The sequence below is a fragment of the Nannocystis sp. RBIL2 genome, from assembly GCF_026626745.1.
Lineage (GTDB): Bacteria > Myxococcota_A > Polyangia > Nannocystales > Nannocystaceae > Nannocystis.
The window spans coordinates 3,919,071-3,937,140 of sequence record NZ_JAPNJW010000001.1 but is presented as its reverse complement, the minus strand read 5'-3'; the positions used below and the strand labels follow the sequence as shown (position 1 = coordinate 3,937,140).

General features: G+C 72.9%; 16 protein-coding genes. 9 read left to right on the top strand and 7 right to left on the bottom strand.

The window, feature by feature from the left end; translation table 11 throughout:
• Nucleotides 1-26 precede the first annotated feature (26 nt).
• From OV090_RS15420 to OV090_RS15410, 3 genes are all read left to right on the top strand, one after another.
• Nucleotides 27-707, top strand: coding sequence for a hypothetical protein (locus OV090_RS15420; protein ID WP_267704404.1), 681 nt, complete (start codon nucleotides 27-29; stop codon nucleotides 705-707).
• Between the two features lie 74 nt (nucleotides 708-781).
• A complete protein-coding gene (locus OV090_RS15415) occupies nucleotides 782-3,526 on the top strand; it encodes a protein kinase (protein ID WP_267704403.1) in 2,745 nt (914 codons plus the stop codon).
• A gap of 389 nt (nucleotides 3,527-3,915) precedes the next feature.
• A complete protein-coding gene (locus OV090_RS15410) occupies nucleotides 3,916-4,809 on the top strand; it encodes a sigma factor-like helix-turn-helix DNA-binding protein (RefSeq protein ID WP_267704402.1) in 894 nt (297 codons plus the stop codon).
• Between the two features lie 216 nt (nucleotides 4,810-5,025).
• Here OV090_RS15410 and OV090_RS15405 read toward each other — a convergent pair whose 3' ends face one another.
• The 6 genes from OV090_RS15405 to OV090_RS15380 form a co-directional block, all read right to left on the bottom strand.
• Nucleotides 5,026-5,592, bottom strand: a complete 567-nt coding sequence (locus OV090_RS15405; protein ID WP_267704401.1) for a hypothetical protein — start codon at nucleotides 5,590-5,592, stop codon at nucleotides 5,026-5,028.
• Nucleotides 5,589-6,290 (bottom strand): cell surface protein, encoded by a 702-nt coding sequence (locus tag OV090_RS15400; protein WP_267704400.1) that lies wholly within the window; start codon nucleotides 6,288-6,290, stop codon nucleotides 5,589-5,591. Before OV090_RS15400 ends, OV090_RS15405 begins: the two co-directional genes overlap by 4 nt.
• Nucleotides 6,287-7,309 (bottom strand): TlpA disulfide reductase family protein, encoded by a 1,023-nt coding sequence (locus OV090_RS15395; protein WP_267704399.1) that lies wholly within the window; start codon nucleotides 7,307-7,309, stop codon nucleotides 6,287-6,289. Before OV090_RS15395 ends, OV090_RS15400 begins: the two co-directional genes overlap by 4 nt.
• Nucleotides 7,310-7,628: 319 nt before the next feature.
• The gene (locus tag OV090_RS15390; protein WP_267704398.1) at nucleotides 7,629-8,534 is read right to left on the bottom strand and encodes a hypothetical protein; all 906 of its coding nucleotides are present in this window, start codon (nucleotides 8,532-8,534) and stop codon (nucleotides 7,629-7,631) included.
• 10 nt (nucleotides 8,535-8,544) lie between these two features.
• Nucleotides 8,545-9,117, bottom strand: a complete 573-nt coding sequence (locus tag OV090_RS15385) for a Uma2 family endonuclease (RefSeq protein WP_267704397.1) — start codon at nucleotides 9,115-9,117, stop codon at nucleotides 8,545-8,547.
• Nucleotides 9,118-9,200: 83 nt separating this feature from the next.
• Nucleotides 9,201-10,010 (bottom strand): type III pantothenate kinase, encoded by an 810-nt coding sequence (locus tag OV090_RS15380; protein ID WP_267704396.1) that lies wholly within the window; start codon nucleotides 10,008-10,010, stop codon nucleotides 9,201-9,203.
• Between the two features lie 50 nt (nucleotides 10,011-10,060).
• On the opposite strand from OV090_RS15380, the gene OV090_RS15375 reads away from it, so the two are divergent.
• Nucleotides 10,061-11,893 carry a DUF2254 family protein gene (locus tag OV090_RS15375; RefSeq protein ID WP_267704395.1) on the top strand — a complete coding sequence of 611 codons (1,833 nt, stop codon included), beginning with the start codon at nucleotides 10,061-10,063 and terminating at the stop codon, nucleotides 11,891-11,893.
• A gap of 48 nt (nucleotides 11,894-11,941) precedes the next feature.
• On the opposite strand, the gene OV090_RS15370 is transcribed toward OV090_RS15375, so the two are convergent.
• Nucleotides 11,942-12,499, bottom strand: coding sequence for a DUF4377 domain-containing protein (locus tag OV090_RS15370; RefSeq protein WP_267704394.1), 558 nt, complete (start codon nucleotides 12,497-12,499; stop codon nucleotides 11,942-11,944).
• A gap of 223 nt (nucleotides 12,500-12,722) precedes the next feature.
• On the opposite strand from OV090_RS15370, the gene OV090_RS15365 reads away from it, so the two are divergent.
• From OV090_RS15365 to OV090_RS15345, 5 genes are all read left to right on the top strand, one after another.
• Nucleotides 12,723-14,195: a hypothetical protein gene (locus OV090_RS15365; RefSeq protein WP_267704393.1), complete on the top strand. Its 1,473-nt coding sequence runs from the start codon at nucleotides 12,723-12,725 to the stop codon at nucleotides 14,193-14,195.
• Nucleotides 14,196-14,609: 414 nt separating this feature from the next.
• Nucleotides 14,610-15,251 (top strand): hypothetical protein, encoded by a 642-nt coding sequence (locus OV090_RS15360; protein ID WP_267704392.1) that lies wholly within the window; start codon nucleotides 14,610-14,612, stop codon nucleotides 15,249-15,251.
• 409 nt (nucleotides 15,252-15,660) lie between these two features.
• On the top strand, nucleotides 15,661-16,179 hold the full coding sequence (locus tag OV090_RS15355) for a hypothetical protein (RefSeq protein ID WP_267704391.1): 519 nt from the start codon (nucleotides 15,661-15,663) through the stop codon (nucleotides 16,177-16,179).
• Nucleotides 16,180-16,729: 550 nt separating this feature from the next.
• The gene (locus OV090_RS15350) at nucleotides 16,730-17,359 is read left to right on the top strand and encodes a protein kinase (protein WP_267704390.1); all 630 of its coding nucleotides are present in this window, start codon (nucleotides 16,730-16,732) and stop codon (nucleotides 17,357-17,359) included.
• A gap of 31 nt (nucleotides 17,360-17,390) precedes the next feature.
• A complete protein-coding gene (locus tag OV090_RS15345) occupies nucleotides 17,391-17,993 on the top strand; it encodes a nitroreductase (protein ID WP_267704389.1) in 603 nt (200 codons plus the stop codon).
• Nucleotides 17,994-18,070 lie beyond the last annotated feature (77 nt).

Below are 18,070 nucleotides of genomic sequence, written 5' to 3'. Positions count from 1 at the left end.
GCTCCTGTTCCACCGAGGTCACCCACATGGCGAATTTCATCCTCCGAATCCTTCCTGCTGTCCTGTTCGTCGCCGCCGCTCCGGCCGGCTGCGACGAGGAGCCCGTCGCGGTCGATCGCAGCGAGACCGCGCCCGTCGTCGAGGCCGCGACCGCGACCGCCGTGCTGGCTCGCGGCGTCACTGATTACACGGTCACACGCGAGGCCGCCGGCGCGCACGTGGTGCTTCGCGGCGCGTCGGAGCTCGGCGACCTGACGACGCAGACGGTGGCGCCCGGGGTGGTCCGCCTGCAGCTGGACTGGCAGGGGCGCGCGCTCGAGTTCGAGGTCGACACCACGCAGGTGCCGGCGCCGCTGACGATCCGGGCCGGCGGGCGCACTGCGGTGGTCCACGCCGAGGGCGCCGACGATCCGGCCGCGCGGGCGCTGTTCGCCGAAGTCCAGGGCGAGTGGGAGCTGGCGCGCGCGGCCTTCGTCGAGCTCGATCTGGCGCCGGGTCTGCTCGCGGAGGTCGAGCAGCAGCTCACCGGCAGCGACGGATTCTTCACCGACGACCTCACGCTCAGCCCGCGGCCCGCCGCGGACAACGGCTGCCCGAACATCTGCCATCAGAACGGGTGCGCGTGGTTCTGGGACCAGTACTGTCACACGACGCCGATCGGCCCCGGGCAGTGTCAGGTGGGGTTCTGCGGTTGCGGTGATTGCTGACGCGAGGGGTCCGCGGGCTTGACCGCGCCGCGGGCCCGCGAGGACCATCGGCGAGCTCGTCCGCGGCGATCGGCATGGAGGACTTCACCCGCACCGACCCGACGCCGGACCCGAGCTGTCTCAGCGAGGACGAGGTCCTGGCGTACTGCAGCGGCGAGGTGTCCGCGGTGGAGCGGCGGCGGGTCGAGGTCCACATCGATCGCTGCGGCGAGTGTCGCGAGCTGGTCGCCGAATTCGTGCGCGGATGGCAGACGCACGGGGCGACGGGGCTCGCGGAGACGGAGCCGCCGGGGCCCGCGGACGAGCCGATCGGGACGGGGCGGATCGGCCGCTACGTGGTGCTGGAGCGCCTCGGCGCGGGCGGCATGGGCGTGGTCTATGCCGCGTACGATCCGCAGCTCGGACGTCGCGTCGCGCTCAAGTCGATCGCGCCGCACATCGCCGCCGATCCGCTGGCGCGCGCGCGGATGCTGCGAGAGGCGCAGGCGATGGCGCTGCTGGCCCACCCCAACGTGGCGGCGATCCACGACGCCGGGGTGCACGACGAGCACGTGTGGTTGGCGATGGAGCTCGTCGACGGCGCGTCGCTGGTGGCTTGGCTGGCGGCGCGGCCTCGCGGGTGGCGCGAGATCGTGGCGATGTTCGCGGCGGCGGGCGAAGGGCTGGCGGCGGCGCACGCGGTGGGGCTGGTCCATCGCGACTTCAAGCCCGACAACGTGCTCGTCGGACGCGACGGACGACCGCGGGTGGTCGACTTCGGGCTGGCGCGCGGAGAGACGGAGGATGGCGCGGTCGCGGCCCACGGGAGCGTGGGCGAGACGACGCTGGCCCGGACGTTGACGCGAGCGGGAGCGACGCCGGGGACGCCGCGCTACATGGCGCCCGAGCAGTGGCTGGGCGAGACCGTCGATGCCCGCAGCGACGCGTTCGCGTTCTGCGTGGCGCTGTGGGAGGCCCTGTACGCCGAGCATCCGTTCCCGACGTCGAGCCTGGCAGTGTTGGCGGAGGCGGTGCTCCACGAGCAAGTCCGGCCGCCACGTGCAGGGACTCGCGTGCCGGCGTTCGTCCACCGGGCGCTGCGTCGCGGGCTGGCGCGCGAGCCGGCGCGGCGCTTCGCTACGATGGCGGAGCTGCTGGCGGCGCTGCGCGACGATCCGTGGCGACGCCAGCTGCGGCGGGGATTGGTGCTGGCGGCGACGGTGGTGCTGGCGTTCGCGTTCGGCTGGCGCGCGGTGGCGCGGGAGCAGGCGACCGAGGCCTGCGCCGCGGCGGCGGGCGAGATCGCGGCGGTGTGGAGCCCGGCTCGCCGCGAGGCGCTGACGCGGGAGATCGCGGTGAATGGGGATGCGCTGACGCAGGCCAGCGCGGCGGCGACTGTGCGGAGAATCGACGCGTACGCAGCGGGATGGTCGAGGTTGCGGCGCGAGGCCTGCACTCTGGCGAGGGTCGACGAGACGATGGACGCCGAGGTCCACGCGCGAGTGCGCGGTTGTCTGGACGAGCAACTGGCGGGCCTGGCGGCGATGCTCGAGGTGCTCGGCACGCGCGTGACGCTGGGCCGCCTCGGCGGCGCGGTGGTGGCGATGCGACCGGCGGCGGCGTGTCGCGAGCCGGGGCAGCTGCGCGAGACGTCGACGGGGCAGGCGGAGGTGGCGGAGATCCGGCGCGCGGTGCTGGGGGTGCGCCTGCTGCTGGTGGCCGGTCGGCTCGATGCGGCGGCGGCGGCGGTGAGCGCCGCAGAGGTAGCGGCGCAAGAGCGGCCGCAGCTGCGCGCGCTGGTGGCGATCGCGGCGGCCGACGTGGCGCTGCACCGCAGTGATTTCGCCACGGCGGAGGCTCGACTGCTCGACGCGCTGCACTTCGCCGGGGCCGCCGGGGCGGACGAGCTGGCGGCCGAGGCGGCGCGCGGGCTGGTCGACGTGGCGGCGGTGAAGCGCGGCGACGTCGCCGGGGGTCGGTTGTGGGCGCGGCAGCTGGAGATGTGGTGGGCGCGTCTCGAGGCGGGGCCTGGCGACGTGCGGCGCGCTGCGATCGACGGGGCTCACGCGCAGCTCGAGCTGGCGGCGGGCGATGAGGCGGCCGCGATCGCGCGGATCCACCAGGCCCTGTCGATCTACGGCCGCGGCTTCGGCGAGCACGACGGGGAGGTGGCGGCGCTGCTGATCGACCTGGCGAATGTGCACGCGCGCCGCGGCTCGCACGCGACGGCGCACGCGGCGTACGTGCGGGCGCTGGCGATCCACGAGCGGCTGCACGGAGCCGGCAGCACGTACGCGGCAGACGTGATTTTTAACTTGGGTTCGCTGGACGAGACGCTCGACGACCACGCGGCCGCGGGGCAGCTATTCCGGCGGGCGCTGGCGACTTACGAGTCGGCGTACGGTCGCGATCACGTCGAGGTCGGCGAGACGTGGGCGCGCGTCGGCCGGACCGAGCTGACGCGCGGAGAATCTTCTGCGGCAGAGCAGAGCTTCGCGCGGGCGCTGGCGATCGCCGAGGTCGACGCGGCCGGACGCAGGGCGCTGCGAGGAGCGGCGCTGGCAGGCCTGGGCGAGGCGCAGCTGGGTCGCGGGGCGCTGACGCAGGCGTTGACGACGCTCGAGGCAGCCGAGGTGGCGCAGGGGCAGGCGGCCCCGGGCGACCTCGATCGCGCGCACCTGCACTTCGCCCTGGCGCGCGCGCTGTGGGCCGCGCAGCGCGAGCTGCCGCGGGCGCTCGAGCTGGGGCGCGCGGCGGTGCAGACGTTCGAGACGAGCGCCGAGGCGGCGCCGAGCTGGCGGGCAGCGGCGTCGCACTGGCTCGCGGGGCGGGTTTTTTAGAGTTTAGAAACGTGGGTTGGTTCGGGTGAGCGCGGCGGAATTGGCGGACGCGCGGGATGATATGTCCGAAAGGACATATCATCCGTGAAGGACGCGGAGGTGTGACATGTCTCGAAGGACATGTCACATCACGAGCGAATGGCGAGGAGCGGCGCGCGGGCTCGCGCGGTCCGCTTATAAAAATTCGTAGGGGCCGGCGCGCACGCCGGTGCGGATGACGAGGGGGCGGTCGGTCCGCGGCGGCTGGGATTTCGGGGGCGGGGTGTTCGTGGGCTTCATGACGGATCCTCCGGCGCCGCGGTGAGAGGGCGGCGTCACCGGGGAGAGGCGGCGGGCGTCGGCGAGTCGCGGCTGCCGGTGTCTTGATTTCCGTGACAAACTGCACGCGCTTGTCCGACGTCCTCACGGCCTCGTTCCTCTCGCGTCTCTCGAGCCCGGCCGAGGTCGTCGATCGTGTCGCAGTGTCCTCCGCGCTGGCGGCCATCGTAGCGGCGGCGCGGCGGCGCTTCTCCGGGGTCGCGCTGGCCGACGAGCAGGTCGGACGGTTCTTGGGCGAGAAGGTCGCGGCGGAGGCCGATCCGCTGGCCGCGCTGGCGCGGCTGAAGGCCGACGAGCTGTGCCTGGTCGCGGCCTGCCTGGCCGGCGACGCGCGGGCGCTGCAGCACTTCGACGCGGCGTATCTGTCGCCGGTGGCCGAGCGGCTGGCACGCGCGGGCCTGGCGGCCGAGGTGGTGGCCGACGCGCGGCAGCGGATCGCCGGCAGCTTGCTGGTGGCCGACGCGAGCGGGACGCTGCGACTCGCCACGTACTCAGGGCGCGGCGACCTGGCCGGGTGGCTGTACGTCGCGGTCGCTCGCGAAGCGCGGCGCCTGGCCGGGCGCGACGCGCGTCACACTCCGGCCGACGACCTCGAGCTGGTCGACGATGGGGTCGGCGGCGACGTCGAGCTGGCTCACCTCAAGGCGACCTACGGCGAGGCGTTCCGCCGCTCGTTCCACGCGGCGCTGGCCGAGCTCGACGAGCAGGCGCGGAACCTCCTGCGCCAGCACCTGCTCGACGGCCTCAGCATCGACCAGATCGCCGGGCTGCAGCGGGTCCACCGGGCCACTGCCGCGCGCCGGCTGGTGCGCGTGCGCGAGGATCTGGCCCAGCGGACGCGCGCGCTGCTGGTGCAGTCGCTGAGGCTGTCGGAGTCGGAGTCGGACAGCGTGCTGCGGCTGGTCCGCAGCCAGATCGATCTCAGCCTCACGCGCGTGCTCGGTCAGGGCGGCGCGGCCGATTAATGGGCGTCAATCACTGAGACGAGACCGCCTGGAGCGCGAGCCGTCGAGGTGTTCTGAGAGACATGCGGCCGCGCGGTGGTCGGCCGCGAGCGGCGACGACAGAGGGTGAGGGCCGGCGAGGTGTCCCGAAGGACATGTGAGCCGTGCAGGTGGCAGCGAGCGCCGACCGCATGAGATCGGAGCGTGCCCGAACAGATGCGATTTCTAAAGAGATTTTCAGGCGGAAGAGACATGCTCTCCGGGCCATGTCCCTTCGAGCAGGTGGATGACCAGGCCGACGTGCGAGAGGGGGCGGCTGAGGTCGTCGGGGTCGGGGTTGGTCTCGTAGTCGAGGAGGACGACCTGGCCCGCGGCGCCGAGGCGGCGCAGCTCGGCGAGCTCGGCCCCGAGGTGGTGGTCCAGGACGTGGCGGTACGTGGGCAGGTAGATCTGCCGGCGGGCCTCGGCGTAGGTCAGCAGGCGCGCCCCTTCGAGGCCGTCGCGGTGGCCGAGGCAGGCGCCCAGGCGCTGCACAGTGCGCTTCAGGCCCTTCATCGTCGTGACGTCGAGCTTGCTCGGGTCGATGTCCTGGGTGGCGAACACCTTGAGCGCCTGCCACACGCCCTCGACCGAGGCGGCGGTGCGCCCGGGGGTGAAGGGCACCGGGATGCCGCCGTGCGGATAGAAGGGGCTAAACCTGACCCAAGGGTCAGGCCCGCGCGAGGTCAGGTCGAGCACGGTGGCGCCGGGGAAGCGCTTGCCGACATGGGCCTGGGCGTGACGGTTGTAGAGGTGGAAGCTCATGGCGCGTGGACGGCGGCCAGGGCGTCGAGGTCGAAGCCGCCGCTGCGACCGCTGCACCATTGGCCGGACGGATCGTACTCGTCGCCGACGTCGATGAGGCGGACGTAGCGGGCCCGCGCGAGACCGACCTCGGCCAGGTCGAAGGCGTCGCCGCCGGCCTCGGCGGGGTCGGTGGGGTCGAGGCCGTTGCCGGTGTTGGCGCGGACCAGCGCGACGCCGGCGCAGCCGCGCAGGAGATCGTCGCCGGCCGGGTCGCAGGCGAAAGCGCGCCAGTCGACGCCGTCGTCGCTGACGAGCACGCGCGCCGGCTCGGCGAAGGTGCCGTCGCCGACGGTGAACGGGTTCTCGAACACGAGCAGGTCGGGGCCGGGCCCGTCGACGACGCCGTCGCCGGCGAAGTGGAGGGTGATCTGGCCGCCGCAGCCGAGCGACAGCACGTCGAGGCCGGCGTTGCCGTTCTCGCCGGCCTCGGGCGGGCCGAGGACGATGTCAGGGAACGACTCCTCGCCCCAGCCGCCGCCCATCGCCACGAACTCGTCGACGCAGTCGGCGAACGGGTCGGATGGCGCTTCGGACATGTCCTCGAGGCAAGCTCCGAGCGCGGGGTGGCGATCGAGGCCGTCGTCCTCGCCGGCGGCCGGGGCGCAGGCGAACGCGAGCAGCAAGGGGACGAGACGGGCGCGGGCGGAGGTGGTCATGGATCGGGGCTGGTGGCCGCAGTGATCGCTGCGCGCAAGGTGCTGTCCAGGGCCCGACCCTGGTGGACCCAGCGGATCCGCCCGTGGGCGTCGACCAGCACCAGGTGCGGATACACGGACAGGCGGAAGGCGCGGGAGATCGCGCCGCGGTCGAGGACGATGCGGAAGGGCAGCTGCTTGTCGTCGCGGTAGCGGGCGGCGATCGCCCGCTGGTCGCCCTCGCGGTCGCAATTGACGCCGACGACCGCGAAGCCGCGCTCGGCGAGCTCGTGGTGGACCGCGACGTACTTGCTCATCTCGTCGCTGCACACGCCGCACCAGCTGGTGAAGAAGACCAGCAGCCGGGCCCCGCCGCGCAGGTCGGCGGTGGTGAAGTCGCCGCCGTCGAGGTCCTCGGCGTGGAACTCGGGCACGGCCTCGCCGACGGCCACGGGCGCGAGGGTCTGCCAGTGCGCGGCCAGATCGGCGGCGTCGCGGCCGGCGCTGGCCAGCGGCAACAGCACGACGAGGGCGCCGACCACGAGCGCGGCGCGGCCGGCCGGCGGCGCGGGCTTGGCTGTCTCTCGGGACAGGCAGACTGTTGGGCGGATCCACAGCGCCAGGCCGGCGGCGAGCACAGCCCCGGCGATCTCGATGCTGTACTTGGGGACAGGTAGCGGGTGGCCGAGGCCGGCGGCGAGGCGCGCCGCGACGACCACGAGCAGCATCGGCAACATGCACAGGGCAGCCCGGTGGGCCCGCAGCGGGCCGAGGATCGCCTCGACGGCGAGGGTGGTGACGAGCCACGGGATCAGGACGGTGAAGCCCGCCAGCAGGGTGGGAAGGGCCGCAAGCCCGGCCATGGCGGCGAAGTCGGCCGCGGCGTCGCCGAGCGCCAGCAGGTGCGCGCCGGCGGCGAACAGGAGGATGAAGAGGAGGCCGTCGCGCGGGCCGTCCTCGGGGGCCAACGAAGCGACGGTGGCGCGCGGGCGGAGCAGCGCGCCGCCCCAGCGCGCGAGCGCGGTGCGGAGACGGGTCATGAGCGGGCGAACCTCGGGGCGGGACGAGTGCGGTGATTCATGAGCGGGCGAGCGAGGGACGATTCGCGGCGGGCGCGGAGCGGAGGTCGGCGACGAGGGCAGGGGACGAGCGCGAGTGATGATTCGCGGCGGGCGCGGAGCGAAGGTCGGCGACGGGGGCAGGGGCCGAGCGCGAGTTGTTCGCGGCGGGTGGAGCGAAGGTCGGCGAGGGCGGGAGCGGAGCGCGAGTGATGATTCGCGGTGGGCGCGGAGCGAAGGCCGGCGACGAGCGCAGGGGCCGGCGCGGTGTGATGATTCGTCGCGGGCGCGAAGGAGAAGTTCATGGCTGGCCGAGCCTCCGGCGGGCGGCGGCCACGAGCGGTCGCGGGAGGCGGCGGGCGTCGGCGACGCGGCGCAGGTCGGCGCGACGCAGGCGCCACAGCAGGCTCATCGCCAGCGGCAGCGGGGTGGCCGGGTCGAGGACGCGAGCGACGCCGGCGGCGTAGGGCGGGACGATGCGCGCGGGCGCGGCCAGGACTGGCGCGGGCGCTTGCTCGCGCGGGGCCGGCAGGTCGTCGTCGTCGGGCGGGTCGGGCGGCAGCGAAGGCGCGGACGCGAGGTCTTCGCCGGCGCGCGAGCGCAGGGCGGCGAGCTGGCGCGCGGCGTGGTCGTCGGACCTGTCGTGAGGGACATGTCCCGAGAGCAATGATCGCAGCAGGCCGCGCAGGCCGGGCACGCGCTCGCGGGCGCCGAGCTCGACGGCCGCGTGGAGGGCGGCGCTCGGGCAGCGCGGGTTGCGGGCGAGCGCCGCGAGGATCGCCGGCGCGGCGAGCAGGCGCGGGTGGGCCAGAGCGATCGCCTCGCAGGCGCGCGGCGGGCCGCAGCGGGCGACGAGCGCGAGGGTGTCGGCGTGGACCTGCGGGTGGCGCACGAGCACCGCGAGCTCGTCGGCGTGTCCGAGCCGCCGCCGGGCCATGAAGTCGAGCGCGGGCGCGGGCAGCAGCGGGTCGGCGAGGGCGGCGAAGATCGTGGGGCCCGGGAGCTCGGCGGCGGTGCGCCCGGCGAGGTCGGCGTGCGGCGGGTGACCGAGCGCCCACAGTTGATAGAGCGTCAGCCAGGTGTCGCTGCCGGGCGCGGGGATCAGGGCGCGGGCCGCCAGCTCGCGCTGCGCCGGGCCGGCGTCGGGGCCGACGAGCTTGTGCAGGCGGGCGCCGAGCCGGGCGTCGCTGAGCGGCGGGTGCAACATGGCGGAAAGGTCAGGTGGGCGGCCGCGGGAAGAACAGTTTCCCGATCGGTAGCTCGACCCCCTCGAACGGCGGGACGCGGGCGACCTCGGTGTCGTCCCAGGTGCCGGCGATCAGCCACTGGCTGTCCTTGAGGACATACGCCTCGAGGGTCCGCTCGGCCGGGTCGATCAGCCAGTAGAAGGGAACACCGTGCTGCGCGTAGAGGCGGGCCTTGACCACCCGGTCGTGGCGGGCGTTGGAGGGAGAGAGGATTTCGCAGATCCAGTCGGGCACGACGTCGATCGGGCGCACGTCTTCGGGGGAGGGCAGCCGCGCGCGTCGCCACCCGGCGACGTCGGGGCGGGTGACGTCGTGGCGCGAGAAGCGGACGTCGACCTCGGGCAAGATCCACCAGCCGTCGGGACCGTCGGTGTCGTCGTCGTAAGGTCCACCGATGAATCGCCCCACGCTGCGCTGCACGCGGCCGTGCTTGGGCAGGCTTCCCGGTTGCGCGACGATCTCGCCGGCGTGGAGCTCCGCGTGCACGTCCTCGGGGAGCTCGAGCAGATCCTCGTAGGTCTTGAGCTTGCGCGCGGCCTCCACGGCTCGAACCGTACCACATGCGGGCAGGGCGGGCCTGCGGGGCGGGCGCCGGGCGTGGCGCACCGCCTGCGCGGGTGTTTGCGTCAGTCGGCGGCCGGGCGGTGGAGGGCGTGGATCAGGCGCAGGCCCTCGAGCACGAGGGCGTCGTCGACGACGTCGATGATGTCGGTCTCGCGGGCGACGTCGGGGGCGAAGCCGCCGGTGGCGACGACCGTGACGGGGTGATCGAGCTCGTCGCGGATCCGTCGGATCACGCCCTCGACCAGGCCGACGTAGCCGTACAAAAGTCCGGACTGCACGGCCATGATCGTGTTGGTGCCGACGACGCGGGCGGGGCGGGCGATGTCGACGCGCGGGAGCTTGGCGGCGCGGGCGAACAGGGCGTCGGCGCTGATGCCGATCCCGGGGGCGATGACCCCGCCGAGGTACTCGGGCGTGGGCGTGACGACGTCGAAGGTCGTGGCGGTGCCGAAGTCGACGACGAGGACGCCGCGCGCCGGCTCGGAAGCGCCCGCGGTGCTACGCGCGCCGTAGCGGCTGTGGGCGGCCACGGCGGCGACGATCCGGTCGGCGCCGACCTCGTGCGGCGGGTCGTAGAGGATCGGCATGCCGGTCGGCAGGCCCGGCTCGACGACCAGCGCGGCGAGCCCCGCGTAGTGCGAGAGGGCTCGCAGGAGCGGCCCGACGACCGGAGGGACCACGCTGGCGACCACGGCGTCGCGGAGGTCGGCGAAGCGCACGCCGACGAGCGCAAGCACGCGCTCGACGGCGACCGCCAGCTCGTCGCGGGTCCAGTTGCGCTGGGTGGCGAGGCGCAGCTCGCATCGCAGCTCGCCCCCCGCGAACACCCCGATGGATGTGTTGGAATTGCCCACGTCGATGGCGAGCAGCATGGCCGGGGCACTCTAACCCCGCAGGCTCGACCTCTGCTACCGTGGCGCCCGTGGACGACGAGCCGAAGGCAGCGCAGGGGCCGCAGCCGCCGCAGCGGCACGAGCCGGGCGTGTCGCCGAACGCGGTCACGCGCGAGGAGAAGCTCGACGACACGATGCACGCCAGCCGGTCGATGATCCTCCGCCGGCTGCCGCTCGACGGCCAGTCGCGCGAGGCGGAGCTGCGGCGCCGGCAGCAGGCCCGCGGCCAGTACCGCCTGGCCCTCAAGACATGGTCGGTGCCGCTGCTGATGATCGGCGCGGTGGTCGTGGTCTTCTACCTGCTGTCGTTCTGGCTCAACGTGCTGTCGTACACCGGCACCGACGAGCTGAGCCTGGTCGACCGCCTGATCCACCAGGACCTCGAGAAGGCGCAGAACACCGTCGGCGGCCTCGGCGAGGTGATGGCCGCGGTCCTCGGCCTGGCGCTGACCGTCTCGAGCATCATCGTGCAGCTGGCGGCGACCCGGTTCACGCCGCACATCACGGTGCTGTTCTTCCGCGCCCGCACCAACATGCTGGTGCTCGGGTTCTTCGTGGTGTCGACGTTGTTCGTGGTGTGGGTGAACTTCTCGCTCGACGGGGCCGACTACGCCGGCCCGCGCTGGGACGTGATGTTCTCCATGCTGCTGATGACGACCAGCCTGCTGCTGCTGTTCCCGTACTTCGCGTACGTGTTCGACTTCCTCGACCCGAACAAGATCATCGGCCGCATCAAGACCAACGGCCTCGACGCCTGCACCACCAAGCTCGGCCGCCAGTCGATCAGCATCGAGCAGCGCCAGCGCTCCGCGGTCGAGGCGGTCGAGCACCTGACCAACATCGGCCTCAACGCGCTGCAGCAGAAGGACAAGAACATCGTCTCGGCGACGATCGACGCGCTGCGCGAGTTCTGCGTCGAGTACGGCGAGATGAAGAACGGCATGGTGCTCGAGTGGTTCAAGATCCCGGACCGCCAGAGCCCCGACTTCGTGTCGCTGTCGCCGGAGGCGATCACCGACCTGCGCCACCGCCGGACCTGGCTCGAGTGGAAGGTGCTGCGCCAGTACCAGATGCTGTTCACCGAGGGGCAGAGCCAGATCAAGGACATCTGCTACCTGCTCGCCATCAACACCCGCCGCCTCGGCGAGGCCGCGTCGGTCTACAACGACCTGCGCGCGCTCGACCTGACGATCAAGTTCTTCAACACGTACCTGCGCGCGACCCTCAACGCGTCGGACATCCGCACCGCGTACAACATCCTCCACCAGTACCGCCAGCTCGGCGAGACGGTGCTCGAGATCGGCAAGCGCTCGAAGCCGACGGTGATCGACCGCGACAAGACGCTGGCCGACCGCGCCATCGAGATCGCGCACCGCATGCGCTACTACTCGGGGGTCGCGTTCCAGCGCAACATGGCGTTCGTGGCCGAGGTGATCGCCCACGACATCGGCACGCTGTGCGAGCGGGCGTTCCAGCTCAGCAGCGAGTGCCACGACGACCTGCTGCGGATCTTCCTCGCCGTCGACGACGCGACCGAGTCGTCCGACAAGGCCAAGGCGCTGCGCGGGGTGCGGAAGGCCCAGATCAAGCTGGCCACCCACTACCTGGTGTACGGCGCGACCTCGCTGGCGCGCCGGATCGCCGACGACATGCGCATGGAAGACCCCCGCCGCCTGCGCTCGATGTGGGTCGAGCTGGCCAACCTCGACACGCCCGAGTTCTGGGAGGTCAACGACCGCGGCTCGAACTTCGACTACCTGACGCCCGACCAGAAGGCGACGCTGCCGAAGTTCTTCCAGTGGTTCGAGGGGCTGCAGACCGACAGCCCGGCGCTCTACGACTCGCACGTGCTGCGCAAGTGAGCAGAGATGACTCTGGGGACATGCCCGAAGGGATATGTCCCGGCGCGCTCATCGGTCTTCCAGCGCGAGCAGGCGCAACGGCACGGCCTCGTCGGCGGTGAGCTCGAAGGTGGCTGAGAAAGAGGTGCCGGCGGCGACGCGGTCCAGGACGTCGGCGCAGGCCTCGGGAGCGCAGGCCACCTCGGTGTCGAGCATGCGCAGGCCCTCGTCGGAGGCGACGAACCAGGCGCTGCCCGCCGCGATGTCGGAGAAGACGAGGGTGTACTGGGTCCCGACGGGGTCTTGCGCCTCGCTGACGATCTCGTCGGCGATCCAGCGCTGATCCGAGCCGTCGGCGTCGGGCTCCTCGACGGGCTCGACGTGATAGCGCAGGCGCGTCTCGACGCCCCAGCGGTGGGTGAAGCCCTCGAAGCCGTGGTAGTTCGTCTCGAACTCGCCGCCGTCCTCGGCATGGCGCTGGCAGAGCATCTCGGCCAGGCCGACACACGGGGAGCGCGTCGAGGCGACTACCACCTCGAGGGACTCCTCGGGGCCACAGGCAGGGGCGAGGGCGGCCAGGGTGAGGGCCAACAGGGAGGTGGAGCGGAGCGCGGTCAGGTGCTTCATGGGCTGCGCCGCGAAGTTGCAACAATCGCACCGCCGCGGACTGCGATGATTTTGGGCCCGGGGCACGAGGACCGCGACATCGATGCCAGACACCCCGGGCGCGCGGCTCGAGGCCAGCGCCCACGGCGCAGGTGCGGCCGGTGCGGCGCGAGACGGGACCCATGGGCCGCGTCGCCGGACGGAGTCTGTCGCGGCGGGTTCGGGCGTGGCAGGCTCGCGCGCGATGCAGCAAGCCCCCCGATCTCTCGCGCTGTTGTTCGGGTCGTTCGCGCTCGCCTGCGGCGAGACGACGAGCCCGCCGATCGTGGCCCGGTCGGAGGCGCAGGAGGCCACGCCCACGCCGCCGCCGCCGCCCGCGAGCCCGCCTGCCAGGGTCGAGGCGAAGGGCGAGGCGAAGGCGGACGCGAAGCAGGACGTCGCGGGCGCGACCGAGGTCGCGGCGCCGGCCGAGCCGGTCCCGCCGCAGCCGGCGGCGCCGCAGGTGCCCGGGCCCGCGTTCTTCGCCGTCGACAAGAAGGGGATCGTGCGGCTCGATCAGGGCAAGTTCACGCCGCTCGCGGACGGGCCCGACAAGCTGATCAAAAACCTCCACGTCGCCGCCGACGGGGCGCTGTGGGTGCTCGGGTTCGAGACGATCTACAAGCTGCCGAGGCTCGACGCCGCCGGCTTCAAGGAGGTCGTGCGCGGTGACTTCCGGGAGACCGGCACGATCGACGACTTCTTCGTGATCGCCGACGACGACCTGTGGGTGGCCGGCTTCGGCGGCGTGTCGCACTGGGACGGCAAGGAGTGGACGCGCGAGGAGAAGGCGGCGATCGGGGCCGGCGACGACACCATCGACGGCCTCGCGGTCGACCGCGACGGCAAGCTGTGGGTCGCGTCGTCGAACCGGATCCACGTCAAGGACGAGGGCGCGTGGAGCACCCTCGACCTGAGCAAGATCAAGGACCCGCTGTTCATGGAGGGCGTCGAGCGGGCGGCCGACGGCACGGTCTACGCGTTGGCCTCGGCGACGCTGATCAGGCTCGGGCCGGGGCCGGCCGACGCGGCGGCGGTCAAGCTCGGCGGTGGCAGCATTCCGTCGTACAGCGACCTGGCTCTCGGGGCAGGTGGCACGATCGCCGCGCGCAACCTGTTCGACCTCGTGCTGTCGACGCCGACGCGCACGAAGGTGTGGCGGAAGAAGGACTACATGTCCGAGGGCGTGCGGGCGCTGGCGGTCGACGCCGGCGGTCGCGTGTGGGTGGGTGGCGAGATCGGGGTGGCCATCCTCGGGCCGGGCGACGCGAAGGTCGAGTGGCGGTCGGGGGCGGTGCAGGAGCTGTCGGGCGAGGTGGTCGGCGTGGCCGTCGCCGGCGCGGGTCCGGCCGAGCTGCCCGCGACCGGACCGGTGCAGACGGGCGGGCTCAAGGGCAAGCTGCTGCGCGGCGGTCAGCCGGTGCCCGGGGTCGAGGTCGAGCTGTGCCCGAGCCCGAGCATGCTGTTCACGAAGTCGCCGTGCGCCGACAGCTCGGTCAAGTTCACCGGCAAGACCGACGACAAGGGCGAGTGGACGTTCGCCGCGGTGCCGCTCGGCGCCTACGGCATCGCCCTCAAGTCCGAGGGCAAGTGGCGGGTCACGATGGGCTCGGACCTCGGGGTCGACATGAGGCCGGGCGAGGTGTTCGACGTCGGCTCCGTCTCGCTCGACAAATAGCGCGAGCGGCGAGACGAAGCGCTGCGGTGCGCGGGCGGCGGCGACGACTCGCCTCGCCTCGCGCTACGCGGCAACGATTCTGCGGAGTTAGCCGCGGCGGTTCGGCCGCCGATTGTATAGACTCGCGGGATTACCGGCATCGACGCCCATGTAGGCGATTGGCGGCACCGCGAGCGGCGGGGGCTCGATTGTGGAGACCCGCACCGGCGGCCGAGCCGCCGTCCGGAGCGCGCCGCGCCGCCTGATAACGCTGTTCTTCGACGAATTTTGGGGGCTTCGCGGGCTTCTGTGGCGCGCGCGCTTCGCCTCTCGCTTGCGCCTCTCCACACCGTTTCGTGGCGGCCGCGGAGGGTCGACGAAATATTCGGACCGTGCGTCCCGGCGGATGGCCGGCGACCGGAGGACCTGCGAGAGATGCTTCGTTTTACCCTGATGCTAGCCACTAGTTTTGCGTTCGCGTTGCCGTTCGCGCTGCCGTTCGCGACGGCGGCGCGGCCGCTGACGAGCGCGGCCCCCGAGGTCGGTTTCTGTTGGGGCGATGATTGCGACGACGGCGACGAGCCGATCGAGATCGACCTCCATCTGTGCGTGGCGGTGCAGATCGGCGAGGAGGAGCACCGCGATTGCGAGGTGCGGAAGGGGCCGGCGTGCCTGGCCGCGTGTACGTTCGACGCGGTCGGCCCGGCGTGCCTGGCGGAGGTGGGCGATCGGGCCACCCCGCGCGAGCTGGCGGCCTGCCAGACCGACAGCGTGGCCGTGTGCCGCAGCCAGTGCGAGGTCGGGGGCGCCGCGTTCTGCGAGCGCGGGCACCCGGGCCTGGGGCTCGGCCATTGCAAGAACGCCGGCAACCCCGGACATCCGGAGTACGAGGAGGACTGCAAGGACGACGACGATCACGACGATCACGACGATCACGACGATCACGATGATTACGATGATGACGACGACTACGACGACACCGACGACCACGATGATGACGACGACGGCGGTGGCGGCGGCGAGGTGGTGTTCGTGGATGTTCTCGCGTGCATCGGCGTCGGCATCGAGGCCGGTTAATCGTCCCGGAGCCGCCGCGCGCACGTGACGGGTCCGCGTCCTGCACGCGGACGAGGGCCCGTCGCGGGCGGCCTCGAGGCCGGTGCGACCTGACGTTCTGGGGAGTACGGACAGGTCGGGGGTCTCGGGGTCCTCCCGGGCGTGTGGCGGAGCGGGGGTCAAACCCCGCGTTTCGGGGCGGATCGTCGCGGCCGCAGGGGCGCTGCGGACGGAGCCAGCCGGGGGCGTCGGAATGACGCCCCCGGCGGCGCCGTCTTCGGCGTCCGACGCCGCGAATGTCGATATTCTGTGACTGCTATGATAAATCGTGAGGCTCTCCACATAACGCGGTTGCGCCTCGGGGTCATCGACGTACGATTCGAGGCGGCGACGGAATGGACACCGTCGCCGCTTCGAAAGGACTTTGAACATGATGCGTAAGATCTTGATGGCCGCCCCGCTCCTCGCGTTCGCCCTCCCGTTCGCGATGCCCTCGGCGAGCGCGGCCCGGCCGCTGGCCACGCCGGCGCCCACGGCCGAGTTCTGCTGGGGCGACAGCTGCGACGACCACGACGACCACGACGACCACGACGAGACGATCGAGCTGATGGTCTGCGTCGCGGTCCAGCTCGCGGTCGACCGCGACTACGAGTGCGAGATCCAGCAGGGCCCGCAGTGCCTGGCGAACTGCACCGCGGAGGCGATGACGCCGCTGTGCCTCAACGAGCTCGGCGACCGCGTGCGCTCGGCGGCCGCGCTGCAGGCCTGTCAGGCCGAGCGCGCGGCGACCTGTCGCAGCCAGTGCGACGGCGACGGCGCGGCGTTCTGCAGCGAGGGGGCGCGCTGGGACGACGGCCACGACGACGACGACGATGACGACGACGGGGGCGGCAGCACGCCGATCTTCATCGACATCGACGTGTGCGTCTGGCTCGACTTCAAGGGTTGAGCGCCGGTGCCCACCGCTCGGGCCGCCGCCGCGCTCGCGCCAGGGAGCGGGCTCCGCGGCGCCCGGACGGCCTTCCAGGACCCCGGGGCGCTCCGCGCTCCGGGTCGTTCGCGCGTCGAGAGAGGGGAGTCGCGGATGTCGAAACGGACATGGCGTAAAAGACAGGTAATAGCGCGACGGGCCGAGGTCCGCCGCGCGGAGCTGCGGGGCGCGGGCGGGCGTCCGCGGCGGGCGCGGGGTCGCACCGGGGGCGACGCGCCCGGCGGGGCGAAGGCGACTGCCCGCGAGCCGAAGACCCGGCGCGGGGCCTGGCGGGGCAGACACGTCCCGATCGACATGTTCGATCCGCGCCGACCGGCGCGCGGCGTCTTGTGGGATGTCCCGAAGGACAGGCAGCGCGACGAGCGGGCCGAGGGCGCATGTCTCGAGGGACAGGTCCCCTCCGCGGACGAGCGCCCCCGGGAGCTGCGCGGGCGGACGCGTCCGGACGCGTGTGAGCGCGCCCGACGGCGGGCGGGCGGGGTTTGTCGGGGGCAGGCATGCTTCGCGGGTGCGGGACCTCGGGTCCTTCGGGAGCACGATCGATCCGGACTCGGAGGCGTCGGACCGGCTCTCGACCGACGCGCCGGACGGCGAAGGCCAGGCCGTCGCGGGCGACGCGGCGAGCCAGAAGTTCGGCCGCTTCCGTCTGCTGCACCTGCTCGGCCAGCTCGATCGGGTGGTCGCGCTGAAGATGGTGCGCGGCGATCGCAACACGGCGGTGATCGGCCGCTTGATCCGCGAGGCGAAGGCGCTGGGGAAGCTGTCGCACCCCGACGTGGTCCAGATCTTCGACGTGAGCACGCTGCGGGGGGCGGTGTTCCTGACGACGGAGTACGTGCGCGGCCGGACGCTGCGCGAGGAGATGGCGGGGCGCCGGCGCGAGGGCGGGTTCGAGGCGAGCGTCGACCTGTTCCTTCAGGCAGGTCGGGGGCCGGCGGCGGTGCACGCGGCGGGGCTGGTGCACCGCGACTTCAAGCCCGACAACGGGATGGTCGGCGACGACGGCCGCGTGCGGGTGATGGACTTCGGGTGGGCGCGGGCGACCGGCGCGCCGGTGCCCGTCCCCGTCGCAGCCGACGAGCCGCGCGGCGAGGTTGAGCGGACCGCGCTGGCGTGGACCCGGTTGGTTCCGGCTTGACGGCGCGGGCGGCCCGCGAGACAGCTACGGCATGACGGACGCACCCCTGCTCGACCTCATGCTCGCCCGCCGCAGCGCCCCCGTGTTGAAGGAGCCGGGCCCGACTCGCGCCGAGCTCGCGCGGATCCTCGGGGCCGCGGGTACGGTGCCCGACCACGGCTCGCTGCGGCCGTTCCGTTTCGTGGTGGTCGAGGGGGAAGGGCGGGCGGCCTTCGGCGACGCGCTGGCCGAGACTGCGGCGGAGCGCCGGCCGGGGATGCCGGCGGCGGGGCTCGAGAAGATCCGCGCCAAGGCGTTCCGCTCGCCGACGCTCATCGCCGTGATCGCCTCGCCGCGCAACGACAAGATCGAGCGCTGGGAGCAGCACGCGACCGCCGCCTGCGCCGGCTATGCGGTGGTCCTCGCCGCCCACGCGCTCGGCGTCGGCGCCAACTGGAAGAGCGTGCCGTTCACCCGGGGCGCGGCGCTGACCCGCGTCCTCGGCCTGAGCGCGGACGAGGAGATGTTCGGGTGGATCCACCTCGGCCGCGCCAGCGACGAGGCCGCCCCGGCCCCGCGCGCTCCGCTGGTCCTGGCCGACTTCGCCAGCGTGCTCGACGGCAGCGGCGCGCGCCGGGCCTTCGACGAGGGGTGACGCCCGACGAGCGACCGCGGGGCCGCCGCGGCGGAGGGCAGAGAGGCTGTCCGAAAGGTCAGGTCGACGACCGCGGC

Excerpts from the sequence above, each read along its gene's own strand:
- OV090_RS15420 (WP_267704404.1), top strand. The coding sequence starts at position 27 with ATGGCGAATTTCATCCTCCGAATCCTTCCTGCTGTCCTGTTCGTCGCC.
- OV090_RS15415 (WP_267704403.1), top strand. The coding sequence starts at position 782 with ATGGAGGACTTCACCCGCACCGACCCGACGCCGGACCCGAGCTGTCTC.
- OV090_RS15405 (WP_267704401.1), bottom strand. The coding sequence starts at position 5,592 with ATGAGCTTCCACCTCTACAACCGTCACGCCCAGGCCCATGTCGGCAAG.
- OV090_RS15400 (WP_267704400.1), bottom strand. The coding sequence starts at position 6,290 with ATGACCACCTCCGCCCGCGCCCGTCTCGTCCCCTTGCTGCTCGCGTTC.
- OV090_RS15395 (WP_267704399.1), bottom strand. The coding sequence starts at position 7,309 with ATGACCCGTCTCCGCACCGCGCTCGCGCGCTGGGGCGGCGCGCTGCTC.
- OV090_RS15390 (WP_267704398.1), bottom strand. The coding sequence starts at position 8,534 with ATGTTGCACCCGCCGCTCAGCGACGCCCGGCTCGGCGCCCGCCTGCAC.
- OV090_RS15380 (WP_267704396.1), bottom strand. The coding sequence starts at position 10,010 with ATGCTGCTCGCCATCGACGTGGGCAATTCCAACACATCCATCGGGGTG.
- OV090_RS15370 (WP_267704394.1), bottom strand. The coding sequence starts at position 12,499 with ATGAAGCACCTGACCGCGCTCCGCTCCACCTCCCTGTTGGCCCTCACC.
- OV090_RS15365 (WP_267704393.1), top strand. The coding sequence starts at position 12,723 with ATGCAGCAAGCCCCCCGATCTCTCGCGCTGTTGTTCGGGTCGTTCGCG.
- OV090_RS15360 (WP_267704392.1), top strand. The coding sequence starts at position 14,610 with ATGCTTCGTTTTACCCTGATGCTAGCCACTAGTTTTGCGTTCGCGTTG.
- OV090_RS15355 (WP_267704391.1), top strand. The coding sequence starts at position 15,661 with ATGATGCGTAAGATCTTGATGGCCGCCCCGCTCCTCGCGTTCGCCCTC.
- OV090_RS15345 (WP_267704389.1), top strand. The coding sequence starts at position 17,391 with ATGACGGACGCACCCCTGCTCGACCTCATGCTCGCCCGCCGCAGCGCC.